The organism is Peribacillus sp. NPDC096447 (assembly GCF_044762725.1).
Classification (GTDB): Bacteria; Bacillota; Bacilli; order Bacillales; family DSM-1321; genus Peribacillus.
Window position 1 is genome coordinate 1 of sequence record NZ_JBIWEV010000013.1, and the last position, 21,011, is coordinate 21,011.

Genomic DNA, 21,011 nt, shown 5'->3' on the forward strand with positions numbered 1-21,011 from the left:
AATGTTTGACTTGCTCATTTGCTTTTTTGATAGTGTGTGCTCACTTAAAATTTAACGTTGGCGCTTTGTTTTGTTCAGTTTTCAAAGAGCAATTTGTTTGCCGCATCTCTTAGCGACTTTAATATCTTAACATCTTATTACTACTTCGTCAATAACTTTTTTAAAAAAGTTTTTTCATTCTTTTTCAAAAGCTTTTACGTTGCAGCAACTTTTATAATATACCAGCGTATAAATCAATAGTCAATAGATTTTTTTAATATAATTCACTTTTGAATCTCATGACTGATTCCACTTGGACAAATTCTTTTTTCCCCTCATATACATTAGGCATTCCTCCTCGGAGCTCACCCTTTTAAACAGTCTGAAAAGGATGTTATATTTCTCGTTTATTGCCCTTTTGACTAAGTGATCGATTCTGTCATTCTGCAGATCGAACAGTATTTCATCCATCTCTCTTTTTAAAAGGTACTCCAATTCCATCTTTTCCTTGTCATTAATCAATAAACCGAGCATAGTTCACACCTCCACCAGACAGCATTCCCCATTGCCAGCATTTTTATGAATTTTCAACTGATTTTTTTGCATAACAATAATCCTCGCGCATAAATTTGAAGACAAGAGTACTTTGGACAAGGGGATGGATTAATGAAATTTTTCATGGTGCTTCAAGCCAAGAAGATCAAATATTATTCGTTAATATTACTTACGGCACTTTTTACCGCTTGGTTCCTTTTTGTACAAAACATTCTTCATGCCCCCGTTTTTTCTACAGAAGATGGGCCGAAAGCGGTTTATAAAGGGGAAAAGAATGTTGCGATCACGTTCAATATCGGCTGGGGTGATGAGAAAGCCGCTCCGATAATAGAGACATTAAAAAAGGAAAAGATTAAATCCGCCACCTTTTTCCTCTCCGGATCCTGGGCTGAACGTCATCCCGACATAGTTGCGGAAATTGTGAAAGAAGGATATGAAATCGGCATCCTTGGTTACGATTATAAGGATTATTCCGAAATGGAAGATCAGGAAATCATCCGGGATATTTCTAAAGCCCAGGAAGCATTTAAAAAACTTAATATAAAGAATATAGAACTTTTACGCGCTCCCACCGGTCACTTTGATAAACGCCTCTTAAAGATTAGCGAGAAATTCGGATATACCGTTGTCCATTGGAGCATCGATTCAAAGGATTGGACCAATCCGGGTGTTGATCGGATCGTACAGAACATCACCAAGGCCCAAAAGGGTGATATCATCTTATTACATGCTTCAGACTCAGCAAAACAAACGAATAAGGCTTTACCGGAGTTAATAAGTGAACTCAGATCAAAAAATTTAAACTTCGTTAACGTTTCAGAGATGATTTCCAATTCATCAGCAACCAGTGAGGAAATTCGCTGACTGAAAAAACTGCGCACTAATGGTCTCCATGAACCTTTAGTACGCAGTTTTTATGTTTTGACTTCCTTATGTATGGCCCGGCTTACATATAGATTAGCTGCCTTTACCAAGTTCACCGGATTTCATCTTTCCCTTTGCCGTAGTTTGCTTACGCCCTCTTTTACTAGCCAATTCCTTTTGTGAAATTTCAATCAATTTGCTCAGGACCAATAATTGATAAGCATTGCAGACCAGCAATGGAAACAGCATGAAGTAAAGCCAGCTTTCATCATTGGCACTTAGGACAGGTATCCACTCCAAAACCGTGAACACGACCATGAAAAATAAGGCTGGTATGAACGACTGTTTATTCGTTTGTTTCATTTTGAAATAAGCCGTAACAATCCCTGAGGCCAATACAACCAATGCTAACACGATGTAGGAACTGATCCCTTCGCCTGAACCAAAGCTAAGATACCGTAGGTAAACAAGATCGAAAACAACAAAAAGAATGAGTACAAGTTGAACCGCATTCCATAAGGAAGCGCTTTTAAATATTCCCAGACCAAAACGATGTATCGTTAAATAGGCAAAAAAGCCGGCTTGGCTTATGACACTGAAAATTAATCCAACACCGAATAACCAAATAAAAGTTGATAGGATGGCACTGACATCAAGAGAAGAGAAATAAGGTTTAAACTCACTCCACCGAGCCAAGAAACCTACAACTCCGCCCGTTACACCACCTATAAGCAATGTTGTTAAAAACAATTTAACTAAATTACGGCTGTTCATTGTTTTCCTCCATACATTTCTATTTCATTTCCTTAATTGTACCAACCAAATTTGGAAAAATCCACTTATTCCACCAAGGAATAATATCGCCGATTGGAACCATATTAACAGTAAGAAGGATGAAAGGGGCCCTGCGTATGAGAGTGGGAGTTGCTTTGCTTTTCACGTCATTCTTACTCGTTTGTTCCGGTTGTGCTCAAAATGGGGCAGGCGCAGAAAAAATGGAATATGAAGAGACAAAGAAGATGGTCGTCGATATCTTGAAGACAGATGATGGAAAAAAGGCAATCCAGGATATCATTACTGATGATAAAACGAAAGCTGAACTTATTATGGATTCGGATGACATTAAGAAATCCATTGAAGATATGGTCACTTCAGATAAAGGGAAGGAATTTTGGAAAAAGACATTTAATGATCCCGAATTCGCTTCCGCATATGCTAAAGCATTAGAAGACGAACATAAAAAGGTATTGAAGGACTTAACTGCAGATCCTCAGTATCGTGGAATGCTCATGGAAATAATGAAAGAACCGGATATGGAAAAAGAAATGAATAAGTTATTAAAAACCAAGGAGATGCGGTCGGTCTACAAAGAGCTGATCATCGAAACCATGGAGAGTCCTCTCGTCCAAGCTAAAATGCAAGAGAAATTGGATAAAGCAGCCACTAAAGCTGCCGAGAAGGAGAAAAAGTAAAAAGAACGAAAAAAGGCTGATTCCAATCGGGATCAGCCTTATTTTTATTGTAGTTTTTCAATGACTTTTTTAGCAATATCTTCGTAAATCCTGCCGAGCCTATGGTCCGCTGCGTAAATGGATGGAGCAAAGTCCTCTTCGTTCCAATCCGGCTGTTGCAGGGGAAGTTGACCTAAAACTTCTGTACGAAGCTCTTCTGCAAGCTTCTGTCCGCCGCCTTTTCCGAAGACATATTCTTTTTCACCCGTCGTTTTACTTTCGAAGAATGACATGTTCTCTATGACACCAATGACTTCGTGCTCTGTCTTGATGGCCATGGCACCAGCTCTTGCAGCAACGAAGGCTGCAGTCGGATGCGGTGTCGTAACGATGATTTCTTTACATGATGGAAGCATCGTATGAACGTCCAAAGCAACATCGCCTGTACCCGGCGGTAAGTCAAGGACCAAATAGTCCAAATCTCCCCATTCCACTTCATTAAAGAAACTGTTGAGCATTTTCCCCAGCATCGGCCCTCTCCATATGATCGGCGCGTTATCCTCTACAAAAAAGCCCATCGAGATAACTTGAACGCCAAACCGTTCTACAGGAATGATTTTTTCCCCGCGAACAACCGGTCTTTTTGTTATCCCCATCATATCAGGTACGCTGAATCCATAAATATCGGCATCAACCAGTCCGACCTTTTTACCTAAACGAGCAAGTGAAGTGGCGAAATTCACTGAAATCGTAGATTTTCCCACTCCGCCTTTACCGCTGGCGATCGCGATGAATTGTGTCTTGCTGTTAGGGCCAAGCAAACCTTGGTCCGCTTCATCCTGAGGAATGCTTTCACGGTGCTTGGCTAACTCCCCTTCTGAAAGCTCCGCGAAACGGATGCCTACCGATTCCGCTCCGTTCGTTTTCAGCAAGTCCACAACTTCCGATTGCATTTGCATTTGCTCGGCAGTCCCCGTTTTCGCAATCGCAAGTTTAACGCTTACATGATTCTTTTCAGGTTTTATTTTGATCTCTATAATTCCATTTGTCTCTTCAAGGCTTTTATGTAGAAAAGGGTCTTTAAGATCCTTTAATAAATTCAGTACTTTCTCTTCTGTTAACAAGTCGAGCACCCCTTTGAATTTTATTTTCCCATTTTTCAGTATAACATATTACGGAAAGAAAGATTATTATCTGCCCCGCATGAGAAACCTGATTATTTTCCCATGATAAAGAGGCCTTGTACCTTACAAGACCCAGACATCACTTTTCTTCCGATAGTTTTTCCTCTGTAAAGTACCGTAAAATCCCCATATAAATCGAGCTGGCAACCTTTTCTTGATACTTATCACTGATAAGGCGTTCCCTTTCCTCGGTATTGGAAAGAAAGCCAATTTCCACAAGCGCTCCCGGCTTCTTAGCATAATTCATCAAATACACATGATTAATCGTTTTTGCATCACGCTTTGTATTTTCCAGGTTTCTGATGATTTCAGTCTGAATGAATTTTGCCACCTGTTCATTTTCCTCAAACCTGCTTGTATAAAAGGTCTGGGCACCTTTCGATGACGCTGATGGAAAAGAGTTCAAATGAATGCTTAAGAATAAGTCCGCTTCCGAATTATTGATCATTTCAACCCGATTCCGTAAGTCCTCCTGTTTTCGCTGGCGGATCCCCTTTGTATTTCCAGCCAAGTCCTCATCCTTCTCACGGGTCATGATGACAAGGGCACCCTGTTCCTGCAAATAGTCCCTGACCTTTAATGAAACGGAAAGGGCAATTTCCTTTTCCATAATCTCTTGTACATTTGCCCCGCCGTCCATTCCTCCGTGACCTGCATCCAGAATGATGACCTTACCTGCCAACGGAAGGTTCCAGGAGTCCCAAGAATCATCTTCAACAAATTTAAATGTCACAATTAAAAAAAGGACAAACAATCCCATAGCGATTCCTGTATATTTCAGCTTTCTGCGCATGACCGTTCCCCTTCCATGATCTCTCTACTAAAAAGTATGGGACAAACCATGGAATTAGAACAAGGAATGGGGATTTGCCTTCTTAATGCAGTTTCATTTTATATCGTTTTTCACCAGTCTTAAAGCCGTCCAGCCACCAATCCCCCACAAATCCTTCACAGCAATAAAACAAACCTTCATCAAATGCATTATTCGCCGTAACTTCCCGCCAATACAAAATGAAGTTAAAAAGGGTATCTACCAAAAACTTCTCTTCCTTCCAGCACCTGGCCCTAACATCTTCTTCCGACTCACCATAATAGCCAAACTTACTATAGTTCGCTCCTAATAAATAAGCCTCGATGGCAACATCAAAGTAGCCTTCCTCCAAAACATCCATCAAATCCTGTCCGAAGTAACGCTGAATCCTTCCCTTCATATCCTCGATAGAAAGTTCCCTGAGCAGCCTGCGTTCGAACTTCAATTGCCTTTCCCTTTGCATCTCCTGTAAACCTAATATCACAACCATAATTCACCTCCGGGGCAATTCCCCATTTCCCAAAATTATTTCCCAAGACATAATTTAGTTTTAGCGTTCTATTTTGAACCATTCATTTATTCCATTGGCAAAAAATAATGAGGATAGGTTCGGCAAGTAAATTAATAATGCCTATCGATATGCAATATGCTATCTTCCATAAGCCTGTCAAAGGGCAGACTGCACTTATCAGATGATGTTTAATGGCAGAAAACTTGGAACTATCACCCATAACTCACCACTCAGGCCGCTACCCGAGGCTGACCTTGCCGACTTGGGTAGCGGCCTGAGCGTGTCTCTTTGGACCTTGATCAATACTATTTGAGATCTATTAAGATAAAAGGACATCCATGGTAAACGGATGTCCTTTGATATAACTTTTAAACTGTCCGAAATTCAATCGGTGATGCCTGCACAAGGTTTCCCATGTTTTACTTTATATCTGTCCGGCCCTTTTCTTTAATCGGCCAGCTAGAGGCACGACAATTATACCGGCTATTACGACCTGCATTACGTTTCCAGGGATGGAGCCAAATGGCTGTATCCAGTTACCATAAAGAATAACTTCAGCAAAATAATAGCCCACGATTTTTATGATCAATGCAACGGCAACGGCCAAAGTGTATACAAGTTCTCTTTTGCCCGGTACCTTTTCGGATATAAGGCCGGCTAAAAAGCCCATTGCTCCTACGATGACGAATGTAAACGGTGCCCATGCTGCCCAAGGAGAGATAAGATCGGAGAAGCACATTCCGAAGGCGCCTGCTATGGCTCCTGTTTTTTTGCCATATATCAAGGCTGCTATAAAAAGGGGAACGTTACCAAGATGGATCAGGCCTCCGTTACCCATTATTGGGAGCTTGATGTTGATCATTGTCGCTATAAGGGTTAATGCAATGAATAGCGCACTAATGACCAAGGCCTTTGTTTTAGTTGTTTCAATCGGTGAGTATGTTGAATTCATATGAAGTCCTCTTTCTTTTTTTAAGTATTATCATACTCCTAAACAGGAACTTAATAAATATGGATTTTACAAAAAATTCTGTATTACATAAATAAACTCATGTGTAAACAAATGGAACATGCCTGTAACCAACGTCGCCGCGGCGTTTCATTTGGATCCCATGTTGAAAATGTGGTCAAATCTTTTTCCGGGCATAAAAAAACAACCCCAACATCATTGCACCCTGTACATTAAATAAATTTGATTGGCAATATAATCTGAACTAAAATGAAGCCCCTTTCTTAACCACCATATTATAATGCCTACCAATGAGGCTGTTTTAATGTCAATGTCAACATAATCAGCAGGTAGATCCTTTTTGGTATTCTTCCTTATAATTTCTACTAATTGCTTTAACAATGAAAACAACTGGTCCTCAAACTGATTCGTTTTAAATAAAATAAGTAAATAATTCCGATGAATATATAAAAAATCAAGCAATTGTGTTAGCTGTTGTTTTTCTGATAAATCTTTTGCATGTATTAAAGCAAAAATTTTATCGGAAAGCTCATTTAAAATCTCATCGGTGATTTGCGTTAGTAAATCTTGAATATCCTGATAATGTAGGTAAAATGTTGTCCGATTTAATCCTGCTTTGGCTGCGATTTTCTGAACCGTTAAATTTGAAATAGCAGGGTCTTCGCATAACAGAGCAATGACAGCGTTCTTAAACATTTCCCTTGACCGAATTGTACGAGGATCTTCTTTTTTAGGTATAGACATTTTTAACTCCTTTATAGATTTTCTTTGACTTTCTCAACAGCATATATTTCTATGTCGAGTAGTGAACAGTTTCAAGAAAACTGTTCATGGTAAGCAACATATTTTTTTGTTACCATCGATTTTATCGACACGGTGTTGAGAATGCAAGTCAAAAATGAAGGGGTTTACGAATGATCATAACGGAAAGAAATAAAAAAGTTTTATTAATTGTACTGATTGCCGGCTGTTTTTTATCAACATTAAATCAGACTTTATTAAATGTTGCATTGAGTGGTTTAATGGACGTATTTCATGTAACGACTGCAACTGTACAATGGTTATCAACGGGATTTATGCTAGTGAACGGTGTTTTAGTGCCGATTACTGCCTTTTTAATGAAACGGTTTACAACAAGACAGCTATTTATTAGCTCGATGTTCTTTTTGTTCATCGGATCTTTACTTTGTGCATGTGCAGGGAATTTTGGTGTGCTGTTAACGGGAAGAATGATTCAAGCAATTGGTGCGGGGATTATTATGCCTCTAATGATGACAGTTATTTTATATTTATATCCTAGCGAAAAGCGTGGAAGCATTATGGGGACAATTGGCTTTGCGATGATTTTCGCTCCAGCCATAGCCCCTACATTATCTGGTTTTATCATTGAATATGTTTCATGGAGATGGCTATTTATTGGGTTAATCCCATTTATATTAATCGTCATAGCTCTAGCTTTCAAATATTTAATGAATGTTGCCGAGACAACAAAAGCAAAATTGGATATCATAAGTGTCATTTTATCGACGATTGGTTTTGGCTGTATATTATTTGGATTTAGTAGCGCAGGAAGCAAGGGATGGGATGATCCCGTTGTCATTACTGCAATACTCGTCGGAATGATCGTGTCAACTCTATTCTGTTTACGACAAATGAAATCCAGCGATCCATTATTAAATTTATCTGTATTCCATTATAAAATTTTCACTCTCAAATCTTTCATCAATGTACTAATTACGATGATCATGTATGCGGATTTAATTCTTTTACCCATTTACTTGCAAAATGGAAGAGGTTTTACGGCATTTGAAGCAGGTTTACTGTTATTACCTGGAGCTGTGATTAATGCCTTCTTATCCCCTGTCACAGGTAAAATGTATGATAAATATGGTTCTAAACCACTCTTTATTACAGGTTTGGTATTTATCATTGTTTCGATATGGGGAGTCATAGATATAAACGAATCCACAACCTATAGCTATTTAATGGTTCGTACCATTATATTACGAATTGGCTTGAGCTTTATTACCATGCCATTAAATACAGCAGGGTTGAATGCTTTACCAAGAGAATTGGGTTCCCATGGTTCAGCTGTAAATAATACCATTCGCCAATTGTCAGGTGCTATTGGAACAGCAGTTGTCATCACAGTGTATACAATGCAGGCAACTTCACATGCTTCTGAGCTATCAATGAAAAATGAAAATATTTCAGCTATCCAACTAAAGGCATTAGCTTCCATCTTTGGCTCAAGTGATGCCTATGTTTTCATGTTAATCTTATCTTTTGTGGCGTTAATTTTTACATGCCTCATGCCGGGAAAAGCCGTAATCAAAAAAAGCCAAGGTGAATCCCATAACTAAAATTATTAAATGGAGTATTTAAAATAAAAGCATATCCGGGAGATCCCAGATATGCTTTTTAATATTTCAATTACACACATTTTCCGGGCATAAAAAAGACCCCCAACCGAAATGGTTGAGAGTCTTTGAAACGGTAATAGAATTAACGTTTTGAGAACTGAGGTGCACGACGTGCGCCTTTAAGACCGTATTTTTTACGCTCTTTCATACGTGGGTCACGAGTTAGTAAACCAGCAGTTTTAAGAGATGGACGGTATTCTGGATCAACTTGAAGCAATGCACGAGCGATACCGTGACGGATTGCTCCAGCTTGACCAGTGTATCCACCACCGCTAACGTTTACTAGAACGTCGTAATTTCCAGTAGTTTCTGTTGCAACTAGTGGTTGGTTTACAACTTCACGTAATGCTGCGAAAGGAATATATTCATTGATGTCACGACCGTTAATAACGATGCGACCTTCGCCTGGTACTAAACGTACACGAGCTACTGAGCTCTTACGGCGACCAGTACCATAATATTGAACTTGTGCCAAGATAGTAACCTCCTTAGTAATTATCCGCGTAATTCGTATACTTCTGGTTGTTGAGCAGCGTGTGGGTGCTCAGCTCCAGCGTATACGTGTAATTTTTTGTAGATTTGACGACCAAGAGAATTCTTTGGAAGCATACCTTTGATAGCAAGTTCAAGCATTCTCTCAGGGTAGTTTGTACGCATTTCAAGAGCAGTTCTAGTTTTAAGACCGCCTGGATGCATAGTGTGACGGTAATAAATTTTGTCAGTCAATTTTTTACCAGTCAAGTGGATTTTTTCAACATTGATTAGAATTACATGATCACCAGTGTCAATGTTCGGTGTAAAAGTTGGTTTATGTTTACCACGTAAGATGGATGCTACTTCAGTAGAAAGGCGACCCAAAGTTTTGCCTTCAGCGTCAATCACATACCATTTACGTTCTACTTCATTAGCTTTCGCCATAAATGTCGTACGCATGGTTAACCTCCTAAAAAACTTTTTAATTTTTTATATTTATTTTCAATCACAATAAACTTCCGGGGCTTATCGTGGGATTAAAATACATACCATATTATATTAACTTCTCCCAGATTCATTGTCAAGGGAATGTTACACTAGGATAAGTTGTCTATAAAACCCTCTCTGCAACTCCATGAAAAGGTCAGTGTAGCGTCAAACCGCTCCATTACTGAGTTCATCTCGATTCCCAGTTGTAAAAAAACTGGTATCACTTCGAAAATAATTTTATTTGTAAAATACTTTCCATAAATATAAGCCTTGGGCTGGTGCTGTTTTCCCTGCAAAACTGCGGTCCTTTTTGGCCAAAATCCCGCTCATATCACGGGGTGAGATCTTGCCGCTGCCGACATCGAGGAGCGTCCCAACCAAGATACGCACCATGTTATACAAAAAACCTTCGCCAACGAAGCGGAAAACCATGAAACCATCGCTCTCTTCAAAATCAATCACTTGTATCGTTCGAACTTTATCGACCACTTCCGTTTTAGCCGAACAAAAACTAGTAAAGTCATGTGTCCCGATCAAGCAGGAGATTGCTTCCCTCATCGCCTCCCCATCTAATGGGTAGGGATAATGATAAGCGTAATTTCGCTGGAACGGATCCCGCAGTTTCGAGCGGGCTATGATATAACGGTACTCTTTCCCAGTCGTATGGAACCTTGCATGAAAATCGTCAGGCACGATGTCGACTTCCAGAACGATGATATCGGTCGGAAGAAGGGCGCTGAACGCCTTTACCCAATTTTCCGTAGGGAAAGTAAGGGGCGATTCAAAGTGAAGTACCTGTCCCTTTGCATGGACCCCTGAATCTGTCCTGCCTGAAGCAGTCACTTTTATAATTGTGCCTTTATGCATTTGGGCCAAGACTGCCTCGAATTCACTTTGTATGGTGCGTTTCTCAGGCTGCACCTGATAACCAGCAAAACCCGTGCCGTCATAAGCGATCACACATTTATATTTTGGCATAGTTCTCTTCCTTATTATGAACGTAATAAAAATAACATGACCGTTAGAACACCGATTGAGATCATCAAAAGACTATCACTCATCTTCCAGTTCAATTGGCGATATTTCGTACGGCCTTCCCCGCCACGGTATCCTCTAGATTCCATGGCAGTTGCCAATTCCTCAGCCCGTTTGAACGAACTAACAAATAAAGGAACAAGCAGCGGTACAATCGATTTAACCCTGTCCTTTATCGGGCCAGATGAAAAGTCAACGCCCCTTGCAGTTTGTGCCTTCATGATTTTTTCCGTTTCCTCCATTAGCGTTGGGATGAATCGAAGGGCAATGGACATCATCAATGCCAGTTCATGTACAGGCATCTTCCACTTTTTCAAGGGTCCCAACAGCTCTTCCATCCCATCCGTAATGGATATCGGGGATGTCGTCAAAGTTAAAAGTGACGTAACAAGGATTAATAAAGTAAATCTTACTGATATGAAAAAACCTTGAATCAGACCGCCTTCATAGATTTCAAACCAACCATATTCAAAAAGCAAATCCCCTTCTTTCGTAAAAAATATATGGAGAAGGAATGTAAATACGATCAAGAAAAAGATTGGTTTTAACCCATTATAAAGATAACGAAGCGGTATTTTGGAAAGAATGATCAAAAGGATGGTGAATACAGCAAGCAAACCGTAAGAAACGACATTATTCGCCAAAAAGACGACACAAACAAACAGGAACACGAGGAGCAATTTAGCCCTTGGATCCATCTTGTGCATCAGTGAATTTGCAGGGACATAACGCCCGATAATCATTTTATCCAGCATTAGCGGTTCCCCCGTTTCATGGCTTTATCTATTTCTATCGCTAAATCACCGATATTAAGACATGGATGATCAAATCGAACACCAAGTTCCTTCTGGAGCTTTATCTGAAAGCGGACCGTATCAGGAACATCCAGGCCAAGCTCCATTAATTGTTCCGGCTCTGAGAAAATTTCCTGGGGGGTTCCCTTTTTGAACACCGTACCCTTATGCATGATAATGATGTCATCCGCGTACTTGGCTGCATCCTCCATGCTATGAGTCACCAGAATCGTTGAAATGCCACTTGCTTTATGCAGATCATAAAACATATCCATGATTTCTTTGCGTCCTCGCGGATCCAGACCCGCTGTAGGCTCATCAAGCACCAATACTTCCGGCTCCATGGCAAGTACCCCAGCGATGGCCACCCGTCGCATTTGTCCGCCGGATAAGTCGAATGGAGATTTTTCAAGCACTTCTTCATTCAAACCGACTTGCGCGATGGCTTTCCTGGCCAGGTTCTTCGCATCGATTTCAGAGACGCCAAAATTCATCGGACCGAAACATATATCCTTTTCAACCGTTTCATCAAATAACTGATGTTCCGGAAACTGAAAAACAATTCCGACCTTTTGTCTTATTGGCCGCAAAGCCTTTTCTTTTCTTCCGGCTTCAATCGTCCGATCCCCAATGAAAACCCGACCCTTCGTCGGTTTTAAAAGAGCATTCAAATGCTGCAGTAGCGTGGATTTCCCGGACCCTGTATGCCCGATGATTGCGGTATAGGTTCCCGGCTCCATTGAAATATTGACATCATGAAGTGCTAGATGTTCAAAAGGAGTATTCACCTGATAGCGGTATTCTACATCATCGAGTGTAATTCGCATAAATCCTTCACCAACTCTTCCTCTGTCAAATGCCCATCAACTACACGAACACCATTTTTTTGTAACTCCTTGGTTAGTTTCACTGAAAAGGGAATATCCAGACCAAGAGCAATCAATTCTTCCTCTAAATCAAAAATATCCTGAGGCGATCCTTCACGATATAGCCGACCTTGGTTCATGACTATCATTCGATCAGCTTTCGCAGCTTCCTCAAGATCATGGGTGATTGATATGACAGTAATATCGTTTTCCTGCTTTAATTCCCTAACTGTTTCAAGCACTTCTTCACGGCCTCTTGGGTCAAGCATGGAGGTTGCTTCATCTAAGATGATTATGTCTGGCTGCAAGGCTATTACACCTGCTATGGCCACTCTTTGCTTTTGACCGCCGGATAGATGGTGCGGCTCTTGATTAAGAAAGGCATTCATTTTAACCTTATTTAACGCACCATGAACACGCTCCACCATAACCTGCTGAGAAACACCGGCGTTTTCTAAACCAAAAGCCACATCATCCTGAACTGTAGTGCCTACAAATTGATTATCTGGGTTTTGAAAAACCATGCCAATTTTCTGGCGTACATCCCAAACGGATTCTTCTGTCAAAAGTTGATCATTAATCGTAATGGTACCTGAGTTAGCGAACTGAAGACCATTCAGCAACTTCGCTAATGTCGACTTGCCAGAGCCATTATGTCCGACAATCGCAAGCCACTCCCCCTGATGAATATCAAAAGAAACATCATCCAAGGCGTTTCGAGACTGACCCTCATATTTAAAAACAATATTATTTAAAGAAACCAGCTTCTTCACCATGTGGCCCTCCTCATTCTCGACTGCACTCGTCTAAACTAAACTCTGCTCACTCAATATACATTTAGTAGTTTTTCCTTCTGAAAATATAAAAAAACGCTGCACCCCTTCCACCGAAAGAATTTTCGGTAAATTAAGAGCAGCTAACAGCGGGCCTGTTACGATAAACAGGTTATCTTATAATCGCTTATCAAAAGCGGGAAGGGATGCTTGAGCTAGACGTGAAGGCTCCCTGCATGATACAGGTTCCGCCAGCCATCGTAACACTCAATGCGAATTTCTAAATGAAAGAATTTCTATTTTAAAAAAAAGAAAAAGGGCATAGAACAAGTGAGTATATTCATTTGTCCCGCCCTTTTTCATCGTTGTTATTAAACTAATTCAATAACCACGACTGGTGCACCGTCACCGCGGCGTGGACCAACTTTCATGATACGAGTGTATCCACCTTGACGTTCTTCATAACGTGGAGCCACGTCACTGAATAGTTTTTGAAGGGCATCTGTGCCATTCTCAGCGTCAGCGATTTCGTTACGGATGAAAGATGCAGCTTGACGGCGTGCATGCAAGTCACCACGTTTACCAAGAGTGATCATTTTATCTACTACAGAACGTAATTCCTTTGCACGTGCTTCAGTAGTTTCAATGCGCTCATGGATAATAAGATCCGTAGCTAAATCACGAAGTAATGCTTTACGTTGTGCGCTAGTGCGTCCTAACTTTCTGTAACCCATTAGAGATTCCCTCCTTTGTTGAAGTTCTATATTGTGTGTCTATAACAAGGCTCACAACATAATGGATTGATTCCGCCATGTTATCAGTCGTCTTTACGAAGACCTAAGCCTAATTCTTCTAGTTTCGCTTTCACTTCTTCAAGTGATTTACGTCCTAGATTACGTACTTTCATCATATCTTCTTCCGTTTTATGAGCTAGCTCTTGAACGGTATTGATTCCAGCACGCTTCAAGCAGTTGTAAGAACGAACAGAAAGGTCTAATTCTTCGATCGTCATCTCAAGAACTTTTTCTTTTTGATCTTCTTCTTTTTCAACCATGATTTCAGCATTTTGAGCTTCATCGGTTAAACCAACAAAGATATTTAAATGCTCTGTTAAAATCTTAGCTCCAAGTGCTACCGCTTCTTGCGGACCAGTACTGCCATCAGTCCAAACATCGAACGTTAACTTGTCAAAGTTAGACAACTGTCCAACACGTGTATTTTCAACTTGGAAAGATACGCGTGAAACTGGAGTGTAAAGAGCATCGATTGGAATTACACCAATTGGCTGGTCTTCTCTCTTGTTTTGAACAGCAGGAGTGTAGCCGCGGCCGCGACGTGCAGATAAACGCATACGCATATGACCGTTTTTACCAATTGTAGCAATATATAAATCCGGATTAAGAATTTCTACATCACTATCATGAGTGATATCAGCAGCCGTGATGACTCCGTCACCTTGAACGTCAATTTCCAGCGTCTTCTCTTCATCAGAGTAAATCTTAAGAGCTAGTTTTTTCACATTAAGAATGATAGATGTTACATCTTCCACGACGCCTTCAATTGTTGAGAACTCATGTAGCACTCCATCAATTTGTATAGCTGTGACAGCAGCACCTGGGAGTGAGGATAAAAGGATACGACGTAAGGAGTTACCCAATGTAGTACCATACCCACGCTCTAGTGGCTCTACGACGAATTTACCGTATTTGGTATCGTCGTTGATTTCAACCGATTCGATTTTTGGTTTTTCTATTTCGATCATCAATAAACCCTCCTTCAAAACGTCAAAACCCCGGCAAGTAAACGAAGTCACTTAACCGAAATTCCCCATGTATACGTTCCCGCTGTGCGCAACAACTGAAAATTAATCCTCTGTAAGAACGCAAACTCAGTATTATATCCCATTATTGACAGGAATACAAAATCTATACAGAAAAATTAAACACGGCGACGTTTTGGTGGACGGCATCCGTTATGTGGAACTGGAGTTACATCTTTAATTGCAGTTACTTCTAGGCCAGCAGCTTGAAGTGCACGAATAGCAGCCTCACGTCCAGCACCAGGTCCTTTAACTGTAACTTCAAGAGTTTTCATACCATGTTCAATTGATGTTTTAGCAGCTGTTTCTGCAGCCATTTGTGCAGCGAACGGAGTGGATTTACGAGATCCACGGAATCCTAGAGCTCCAGCACTTGACCAAGAAATAGCATTACCATGAGAGTCAGTGATCGTAACGATAGTGTTATTGAAAGTTGAACGAATATGTGCAATACCAGTTTCTATATTCTTTTTCACACGACGTTTACGTGTATTAGTTTTACGTGCCATGAAAAGTAACCTCCTTTACTAATTATTTTTTCTTGTTAGCTACAGTACGACGAGGTCCTTTACGCGTACGAGCATTGTTTTTTGTATTTTGACCGCGAACAGGAAGACCACGACGGTGACGTAAACCACGGTAAGAACCGATTTCCATTAAACGTTTGATGTTTAGGGAGATTTCACGACGAAGGTCGCCTTCTACTTTAAGCTTGTCAATGATATCACGAATTTTGTTCAATTCGTCTTCCGTTAAGTCACGAACGCGAGTTTCTTCAGAAACGCCTGCTTCTGCAAGAATCTTGATCGCTGTTTGTTTTCCAATACCATATATATATGTTAATGAGATAACAATACGTTTGTCACGGGGAATATCTACTCCAGCAATACGTGCCATGCTTGAGTGCACCTCCTTCTATTTAGCCTTGTTTTTGTTTATGTTTAGGGTTTTCGCAAATAACCATAACTTTACCTTTTCTGCGGATAACTTTACACTTTTCGCAGATTGGTTTGACTGATGGTCTGACTTTCATTGCTATCTAACCTCCTTATACAGATCGGAGCGAAACCGGATTATTTGAACCGGTATGTGATTCTGCCGCGAGTTAGATCATACGGGGAAAGCTCAACCGTAACTTTATCTCCAGGCAAAATGCGAATAAAGTGCATACGAATTTTACCGGATACATGAGCTAAAACAGTATGACCATTTTCTAATTCTACCTTAAACATTGCATTTGGCAAAGTCTCTTGTACTGTGCCTTCTACTTCAATTACATCATCTTTCGCCATTAAAGTGATTCTCCCTTCTCTATGCGTGAACCTATTAAAGGTACACATCTTTCCGTCAACATTACTACAGTCCAATCATCCTCATAAGTCTTACAATTCTGCATCAAGTATTCACCATTTTGTAGAACCAGGCTTTAACTGAGGACCTTTATCAGTTGGACCGAAATGAGGATTTTATGGGCCCTCATGTAAGTCTTGACCGATTCCGTGACCGACATACTCTCGAAATAGAGAAGCAATTAGTCTCGACATAGGTTTGAATAGCATGGGAGATGTTTGAAAGGCGCACGCCTGACATAGCTTCTTTCAACCCTCTATATCACGACTCTTTAGGAATCCCAATAGAGTCACTGCATTTCTTCATCAATTTTGCCGACCGGATATGTCCATGAAGATCACTTAAAAAGTAATCGCCCAATTCAGGGAATACCAAGTACAAGAACCTGATTAATAAATGTGCGAATGCTCTCGCGAAATCCATTATACCCTTTGTATTATAGGAATGCACCAAGTTTAACTAGTAAGTTATAAAAATGGTATGAATTTCATAAATCAATACGAATGATTAATTTTGTAAAGCACCAAGCAACACATCGATATTTTCAAATACCTTATTAATATCTTGCTGTCCGTTAATGTTGACCAAGTATCCTTTATCTCCGTAGAAATCAAGAAGTGGCTTGGTTTGTTTCAAATTCACATCTAAGCGATTTTGAACCGTTTCTGCATTATCGTCGGCACGTTGATATAATTCTCCGCCGCAGCGGTCGCATACATCATCTTTAGCAGGAGGATTGAAAACAAGATGGTATGTCGCACCACATGATTTGCAAATACGACGTCCTGTCAATCTTTCCATTAAGATGCTTTTATCAACATCGATATTAATGACAAAATTCATTTTGCGATCTAAATCAGTAAGAATGCCCTCAAGTGCTTCCGCCTGAGCCACAGTACGTGGAAATCCATCAAGCAAAAATCCTTTGAGGCAGTCTTCCTTGCTTAACCGTTCACGTACGATGCCAATGGTAACTTCATCAGGTACCAATTCGCCTTTGTCCATGAATGATTTCGCCTTTAGACCTAATTCTGTTCCATCTTTGATAGCTGTTCGGAACATATCTCCAGTAGAGATATGAGGGATATTATATTTTTCTACGATTTGTTCAGCTTGAGTGCCCTTACCAGCACCCGGCAGACCCATTAACACTAGATTCAATTTTCTTCCCCCTCAAACTCTATAATGGGTAAAGGGAACAAGCCGTTCCCAAAACTCATTACTTTATAAAGCCTTTATAGTGTCTCTTCACAAGTTGTGATTCCAGCTGCTTCATCGTATCAAGGGCAACCCCCACTACGATCAGCAAACTGGTTCCACCAATCTGTGCAGATTGAGGCAGATCAGCAAGCTTAATGAAAAATACCGGTAAAACGGCAATGATGGCTAAAAATATAGAGCCTACAAACGTCAGACGGTATAAAACACGTGTTAAATATTCTTGTGTACTCTTACCTGGACGAATCCCCGGCACATAGCCACCTTGCTTTTTCAAATTCTCAGCCATTTGTTCAGGGTTAACCTGAATGAATGCATAAAAATACGCAAAAGCAATGATAAGAGCAACATATATGATCATACCAATTGGCTTGGTGTAATCAAGATTTGTTGATATCCAACTAGTCACGCTGTTCTTTCCAAAGAAAGAAGCGATTGTAGTGGGAGTAATGATAAATGCCATTGCAAAGATTACCGGAATAACCCCCGCAGCATTTACTTTCAATGGTAAATGAGTAGACTGGCCACCCATTTGTGTACGACCTACCGCAGCACGTTTCGCATACTGAATAGGAATTTTACGTAATGCCTGCTGAATGAAGATAACAGCAACCACGATTGCTAATACTGCTAAAACAATGAGGATAATCGTTATGATTCGTAAGAATAATTGATCACCGGCATTTTCAAATTGTTGGGCGTAAATCTGATTTGCCGTAGTTGGCAAACTAGCTACGATACCAGCAAAGATAATGATGGAGATCCCATTACCCACACCCTTAGCAGTGATCAGCTCCCCTAACCACAAAAGAAAAGCTGTTCCTGCCGTTAAGACAGTCGCAATAAGCAAGTATGTTGCAATTCCAGGATTTTCAATCAACTGTCCACCTGACATATTATTGAACCCATAAGACATACCAACAGCTTGGATAAATCCTAGGATAATAGTGAAGTAACGAGTGAATTGAGCTAATTTACGGCGCCCTGCTTCCCCTTGTTTAGACCATTCAGTGAACTTAGGAACAACATCCATCTGTAACAGCTGAACGATGATGGATGCCGTGATGTAAGGCATGATACCCATCGCTAATATCGAAAAGTTTTGCAGTGCTCCGCCGCCAAAGGTATTTAAAAGACCGATGACGCTCAGCTGGTCCTGTTCAGCGAGAAAATCGGCATTCACATGCGGTACAGGTATAAATGTACCGATGCGATAGACGATTAACATTAGAAGGGTAAAAATAATCTTATTCCTTATTTCACCCACGCGCATAAAATTGGAGATCGTGCGAAACATTAGATCACCTCTGTATTACCGCCAGCAGCTTCGATAGCTTCTTTAGCAGTAGACGAGAATTTGTGAGCTTTAACAGTAAGCTTTTTCTCAATGCTTCCTTTGGCAAGAATTTTGATTCCTGCTTTTTCTTTACTTACAACCCCAGTCTCAAGTAAAAGAGCTGGTGTTACTTCAGTACCGTCTTCGAAAAGATTTAACGTATCAAGATTCACGATAGCATAGTCTTTACGGTTGATGTTGGTAAATCCACGTTTAGGTAAACGTCTGAATAGAGGAGTTTGACCCCCTTCAAATCCAAGACGCACACCGCCGCCGGAGCGAGCGTTTTGTCCTTTGTGTCCTTTACCTGCAGTTTTACCGTTACCAGATCCAATACCGCGACCTTTACGTTTACGTTCTTTACGAGAACCTTCTGCAGCTTTTAACTCATGAAGTTTCATGTTGGCACCTCCTTGTTAAGTTAAAAATTATTTTATTGTTCTTTTACAGTAACAAGATGAGCAACTTTGGTAATCATACCGCGAATCGCAGGGTTATCTTCTTGAACAACCGTTTGATGCATTTTGCGTAAACCCAAAGTGTTAACTGTAACACGTTGATCTTCAGGACGACCAATCAAGCTGCGAGTGAGGGTGATTTCTAATTTATTAGCCATAATTCGATTTCCCTCCTTATCCTAACAGTTCTTGTACTGATTTTCCACGTAACTTAGCTACGTCTTCAGCACGTTTCAATTGCTTCAATCCTTCAATTGTTGCGCGAACCATATTAATAGGTGTATTAGTACCTAGTGATTTAGACAAGATATCGCTAACTCCGCCTAATTCAAGTACCGCACGAACAGGACCACCAGCAATTACTCCTGTACCTTCAGAAGCTGGTTTCAATAGAATGTGACCTGCGCCATAGCGACCGTTCACAAGGTGAGGAATAGTAGTACCAACCATCGGTACAGTAATTAGATTTTTCTTAGCATCCTCAATAGCTTTACGGATAGCATCCGGAACTTCTTGAGCTTTACCAGTACCAAATCCAACATGACCATTTTTATCACCAACAACAACTAGTGCAGTGAAACGGAAACGACGTCCGCCTTTAACAACTTTAGCTACACGATTTACTGTAACTACGCGTTCTTCAAGTTCTAATTTATTAGGATCAATGCTACGCATCTGTTATGTCCCTCCTTATCCATTAAAATTCTAAGCCGTTTTCACGAGCAGCGTCAGCCAATGCTTTAACACGACCATGGAAGAGGTAACCACCGCGGTCAAATACCACAGCTTTGAAACCTTTTTCAACAGCACGTTTCGCAATAAGTTCGCCAACTTTTTGAGCTGCTTCAGCATTGCTACCTGCTTCGATACTGATCTCTTTATCAAGAGTTGAAGCACTTGCCAATGTTACGCCTTTTGCATCGTCAATTAATTGTGCGTAAATGTGTTTGTTTGAACGAAACACATTTAAACGAGGACGAGCTTCTGTTCCAGAAAGCTTAGCACGTACACGCGCATGTCTTTTCTGACGAGTAGCATTTTTATCAAGCTTCGTAATCATTTACGTCACTCCTTTCGTTTACTTATGCGGCATTACTTACCAGTTTTACCTTCTTTACGACGAACGAATTCGCCTTCGTAACGGATACCTTTACCTTTATACGGTTCAGGCGGGCGAACATCACGGATATTAGCTGCTAGAGCTCCTACACGTTCTTTGCTTGCACCTTTGACGATTACTTTTGTATTAGAAGGAACTTCGACTTCAACGCCAGCTTCTGGCTCTATTTCTACAGGGTGGGAATATCCTACGTTAAGGACAAGCTTGTTACCTTGCTTTTGTGCACGGTACCCAACCCCAATAAGTTCAAGTGTTTTTACGAAACCTGTTGATACACCTTCAACCATGTTAGAGATAAGTGCGCGAGTAGTACCGTGTAAAGAACGGTGAGTCTTCTCGTCAGACGGACGTGTAACAGTTAACACGTTCTCTTCAACAACGATTGAAAGGTCAGGACTGAATGATCTAGTTAATTCACCTTTAGGTCCTTTAACAGTTACTTCACTTCCAGTAACAGTAACTGTTACGCCTGCAGGGATTTCAATAGGTTTTTTACCTATACGAGACATAATGTGCACCTCCATTCTTGTG

At 40.5% G+C, this 21,011-nt stretch carries 28 protein-coding genes; 3 read left to right on the plus strand and 25 right to left on the minus strand.

The window, feature by feature from the left end; genetic code table 11:
- The first annotated feature begins 645 nt into the window (after positions 1–645).
- The gene (gene pdaB, locus ACIQZD_RS24570; RefSeq protein ID WP_402907231.1) at positions 646–1,398 is read left to right on the plus strand and encodes a polysaccharide deacetylase family sporulation protein PdaB; all 753 of its coding nucleotides are present in this window, start codon (positions 646–648) and stop codon (positions 1,396–1,398) included.
- Between the two features lie 93 nt (positions 1,399–1,491).
- Here pdaB and ACIQZD_RS24575 read toward each other — a convergent pair whose 3' ends face one another.
- Complete coding sequence (locus ACIQZD_RS24575; RefSeq protein ID WP_402907233.1) at positions 1,492–2,172, minus strand: KinB-signaling pathway activation protein; 681 nt, start codon at positions 2,170–2,172, stop codon at positions 1,492–1,494.
- Positions 2,173–2,309: 137 nt separating this feature from the next.
- Here ACIQZD_RS24575 and gerD point away from each other — a divergent pair, with 137 nt between their 5' ends.
- On the plus strand, positions 2,310–2,870 hold the full coding sequence (gene gerD / locus ACIQZD_RS24580; RefSeq protein ID WP_101225885.1) for a spore germination lipoprotein GerD: 561 nt from the start codon (positions 2,310–2,312) through the stop codon (positions 2,868–2,870).
- Positions 2,871–2,914: 44 nt separating this feature from the next.
- On the opposite strand, the gene ACIQZD_RS24585 is transcribed toward gerD, so the two are convergent.
- The 5 genes from ACIQZD_RS24585 to ACIQZD_RS24605 form a co-directional block, all read right to left on the minus strand.
- Positions 2,915–3,973: a P-loop NTPase gene (locus tag ACIQZD_RS24585; RefSeq protein WP_402907236.1), complete on the minus strand. Its 1,059-nt coding sequence runs from the start codon at positions 3,971–3,973 to the stop codon at positions 2,915–2,917.
- Between the two features lie 139 nt (positions 3,974–4,112).
- Positions 4,113–4,826, minus strand: coding sequence for an N-acetylmuramoyl-L-alanine amidase CwlD (gene cwlD / locus ACIQZD_RS24590; RefSeq protein ID WP_402907238.1), 714 nt, complete (start codon positions 4,824–4,826; stop codon positions 4,113–4,115).
- 82 nt (positions 4,827–4,908) lie between these two features.
- Positions 4,909–5,334, minus strand: coding sequence for a DUF2521 family protein (locus ACIQZD_RS24595; RefSeq protein WP_402907240.1), 426 nt, complete (start codon positions 5,332–5,334; stop codon positions 4,909–4,911).
- A gap of 445 nt (positions 5,335–5,779) precedes the next feature.
- Positions 5,780–6,307, minus strand: a complete 528-nt coding sequence (locus tag ACIQZD_RS24600) for an ECF transporter S component (RefSeq protein WP_402907242.1) — start codon at positions 6,305–6,307, stop codon at positions 5,780–5,782.
- Positions 6,308–6,520: 213 nt separating this feature from the next.
- Positions 6,521–7,069, minus strand: a complete 549-nt coding sequence (locus ACIQZD_RS24605) for a TetR/AcrR family transcriptional regulator (protein ID WP_402907244.1) — start codon at positions 7,067–7,069, stop codon at positions 6,521–6,523.
- Between the two features lie 170 nt (positions 7,070–7,239).
- Here ACIQZD_RS24605 and ACIQZD_RS24610 point away from each other — a divergent pair, with 170 nt between their 5' ends.
- Positions 7,240–8,688 (plus strand): DHA2 family efflux MFS transporter permease subunit, encoded by a 1,449-nt coding sequence (locus ACIQZD_RS24610; protein WP_402907246.1) that lies wholly within the window; start codon positions 7,240–7,242, stop codon positions 8,686–8,688.
- 142 nt (positions 8,689–8,830) lie between these two features.
- Here ACIQZD_RS24610 and rpsI read toward each other — a convergent pair whose 3' ends face one another.
- From rpsI to rplF, 19 genes are all read right to left on the minus strand, one after another.
- A complete protein-coding gene (gene rpsI, locus ACIQZD_RS24615; RefSeq protein WP_034304957.1) occupies positions 8,831–9,223 on the minus strand; it encodes a 30S ribosomal protein S9 in 393 nt (130 codons plus the stop codon).
- Positions 9,224–9,243: 20 nt separating this feature from the next.
- Complete coding sequence (gene rplM, locus ACIQZD_RS24620; protein ID WP_034304960.1) at positions 9,244–9,681, minus strand: 50S ribosomal protein L13; 438 nt, start codon at positions 9,679–9,681, stop codon at positions 9,244–9,246.
- 267 nt (positions 9,682–9,948) lie between these two features.
- Positions 9,949–10,689 carry a tRNA pseudouridine(38-40) synthase TruA gene (gene truA, locus ACIQZD_RS24625; protein WP_402907248.1) on the minus strand — a complete coding sequence of 247 codons (741 nt, stop codon included), beginning with the start codon at positions 10,687–10,689 and terminating at the stop codon, positions 9,949–9,951.
- Positions 10,690–10,703: 14 nt separating this feature from the next.
- Entirely contained in the window at positions 10,704–11,501 is a 798-nt protein-coding gene (locus ACIQZD_RS24630) for an energy-coupling factor transporter transmembrane component T family protein (protein ID WP_402907250.1), read from the minus strand.
- The gene (locus tag ACIQZD_RS24635; RefSeq protein ID WP_402907252.1) at positions 11,501–12,367 is read right to left on the minus strand and encodes an energy-coupling factor ABC transporter ATP-binding protein; all 867 of its coding nucleotides are present in this window, start codon (positions 12,365–12,367) and stop codon (positions 11,501–11,503) included. The genes ACIQZD_RS24630 and ACIQZD_RS24635 overlap by 1 nt, the downstream gene beginning before the upstream one ends.
- Entirely contained in the window at positions 12,343–13,182 is an 840-nt protein-coding gene (locus ACIQZD_RS24640) for an energy-coupling factor ABC transporter ATP-binding protein (protein WP_402907254.1), read from the minus strand. The genes ACIQZD_RS24635 and ACIQZD_RS24640 overlap by 25 nt, the downstream gene beginning before the upstream one ends.
- A gap of 368 nt (positions 13,183–13,550) precedes the next feature.
- Complete coding sequence (gene rplQ, locus ACIQZD_RS24645) at positions 13,551–13,913, minus strand: 50S ribosomal protein L17 (RefSeq protein ID WP_034304973.1); 363 nt, start codon at positions 13,911–13,913, stop codon at positions 13,551–13,553.
- A gap of 83 nt (positions 13,914–13,996) precedes the next feature.
- A complete protein-coding gene (locus ACIQZD_RS24650; protein ID WP_402907256.1) occupies positions 13,997–14,941 on the minus strand; it encodes a DNA-directed RNA polymerase subunit alpha in 945 nt (314 codons plus the stop codon).
- 176 nt (positions 14,942–15,117) lie between these two features.
- A complete protein-coding gene (rpsK, locus tag ACIQZD_RS24655) occupies positions 15,118–15,507 on the minus strand; it encodes a 30S ribosomal protein S11 (RefSeq protein ID WP_028390438.1) in 390 nt (129 codons plus the stop codon).
- A gap of 22 nt (positions 15,508–15,529) precedes the next feature.
- On the minus strand, positions 15,530–15,895 hold the full coding sequence (gene rpsM, locus ACIQZD_RS24660) for a 30S ribosomal protein S13 (RefSeq protein WP_034304978.1): 366 nt from the start codon (positions 15,893–15,895) through the stop codon (positions 15,530–15,532).
- A gap of 22 nt (positions 15,896–15,917) precedes the next feature.
- A complete protein-coding gene (gene rpmJ / locus ACIQZD_RS24665; protein ID WP_003156543.1) occupies positions 15,918–16,031 on the minus strand; it encodes a 50S ribosomal protein L36 in 114 nt (37 codons plus the stop codon).
- A 40-nt stretch (positions 16,032–16,071) separates the two neighbouring features.
- Positions 16,072–16,290 (minus strand): translation initiation factor IF-1, encoded by a 219-nt coding sequence (infA, locus tag ACIQZD_RS24670; RefSeq protein ID WP_028390440.1) that lies wholly within the window; start codon positions 16,288–16,290, stop codon positions 16,072–16,074.
- Between the two features lie 565 nt (positions 16,291–16,855).
- Complete coding sequence (locus ACIQZD_RS24675) at positions 16,856–17,509, minus strand: adenylate kinase (protein ID WP_402907258.1); 654 nt, start codon at positions 17,507–17,509, stop codon at positions 16,856–16,858.
- A 58-nt stretch (positions 17,510–17,567) separates the two neighbouring features.
- A complete protein-coding gene (gene secY / locus ACIQZD_RS24680; RefSeq protein WP_034304981.1) occupies positions 17,568–18,863 on the minus strand; it encodes a preprotein translocase subunit SecY in 1,296 nt (431 codons plus the stop codon).
- Positions 18,863–19,303: a 50S ribosomal protein L15 gene (gene rplO / locus ACIQZD_RS24685; RefSeq protein WP_034304982.1), complete on the minus strand. Its 441-nt coding sequence runs from the start codon at positions 19,301–19,303 to the stop codon at positions 18,863–18,865. The genes secY and rplO overlap by 1 nt, the downstream gene beginning before the upstream one ends.
- Positions 19,304–19,335: 32 nt before the next feature.
- A complete protein-coding gene (rpmD, locus tag ACIQZD_RS24690) occupies positions 19,336–19,518 on the minus strand; it encodes a 50S ribosomal protein L30 (protein WP_034304984.1) in 183 nt (60 codons plus the stop codon).
- A 16-nt stretch (positions 19,519–19,534) separates the two neighbouring features.
- Positions 19,535–20,035, minus strand: a complete 501-nt coding sequence (gene rpsE / locus ACIQZD_RS24695; protein WP_034304987.1) for a 30S ribosomal protein S5 — start codon at positions 20,033–20,035, stop codon at positions 19,535–19,537.
- Between the two features lie 22 nt (positions 20,036–20,057).
- A complete protein-coding gene (gene rplR / locus ACIQZD_RS24700; protein WP_076372859.1) occupies positions 20,058–20,420 on the minus strand; it encodes a 50S ribosomal protein L18 in 363 nt (120 codons plus the stop codon).
- 32 nt (positions 20,421–20,452) lie between these two features.
- Complete coding sequence (gene rplF, locus ACIQZD_RS24705; protein WP_402907260.1) at positions 20,453–20,989, minus strand: 50S ribosomal protein L6; 537 nt, start codon at positions 20,987–20,989, stop codon at positions 20,453–20,455.
- Between the last annotated feature and the right edge of the window lie 22 nt (positions 20,990–21,011).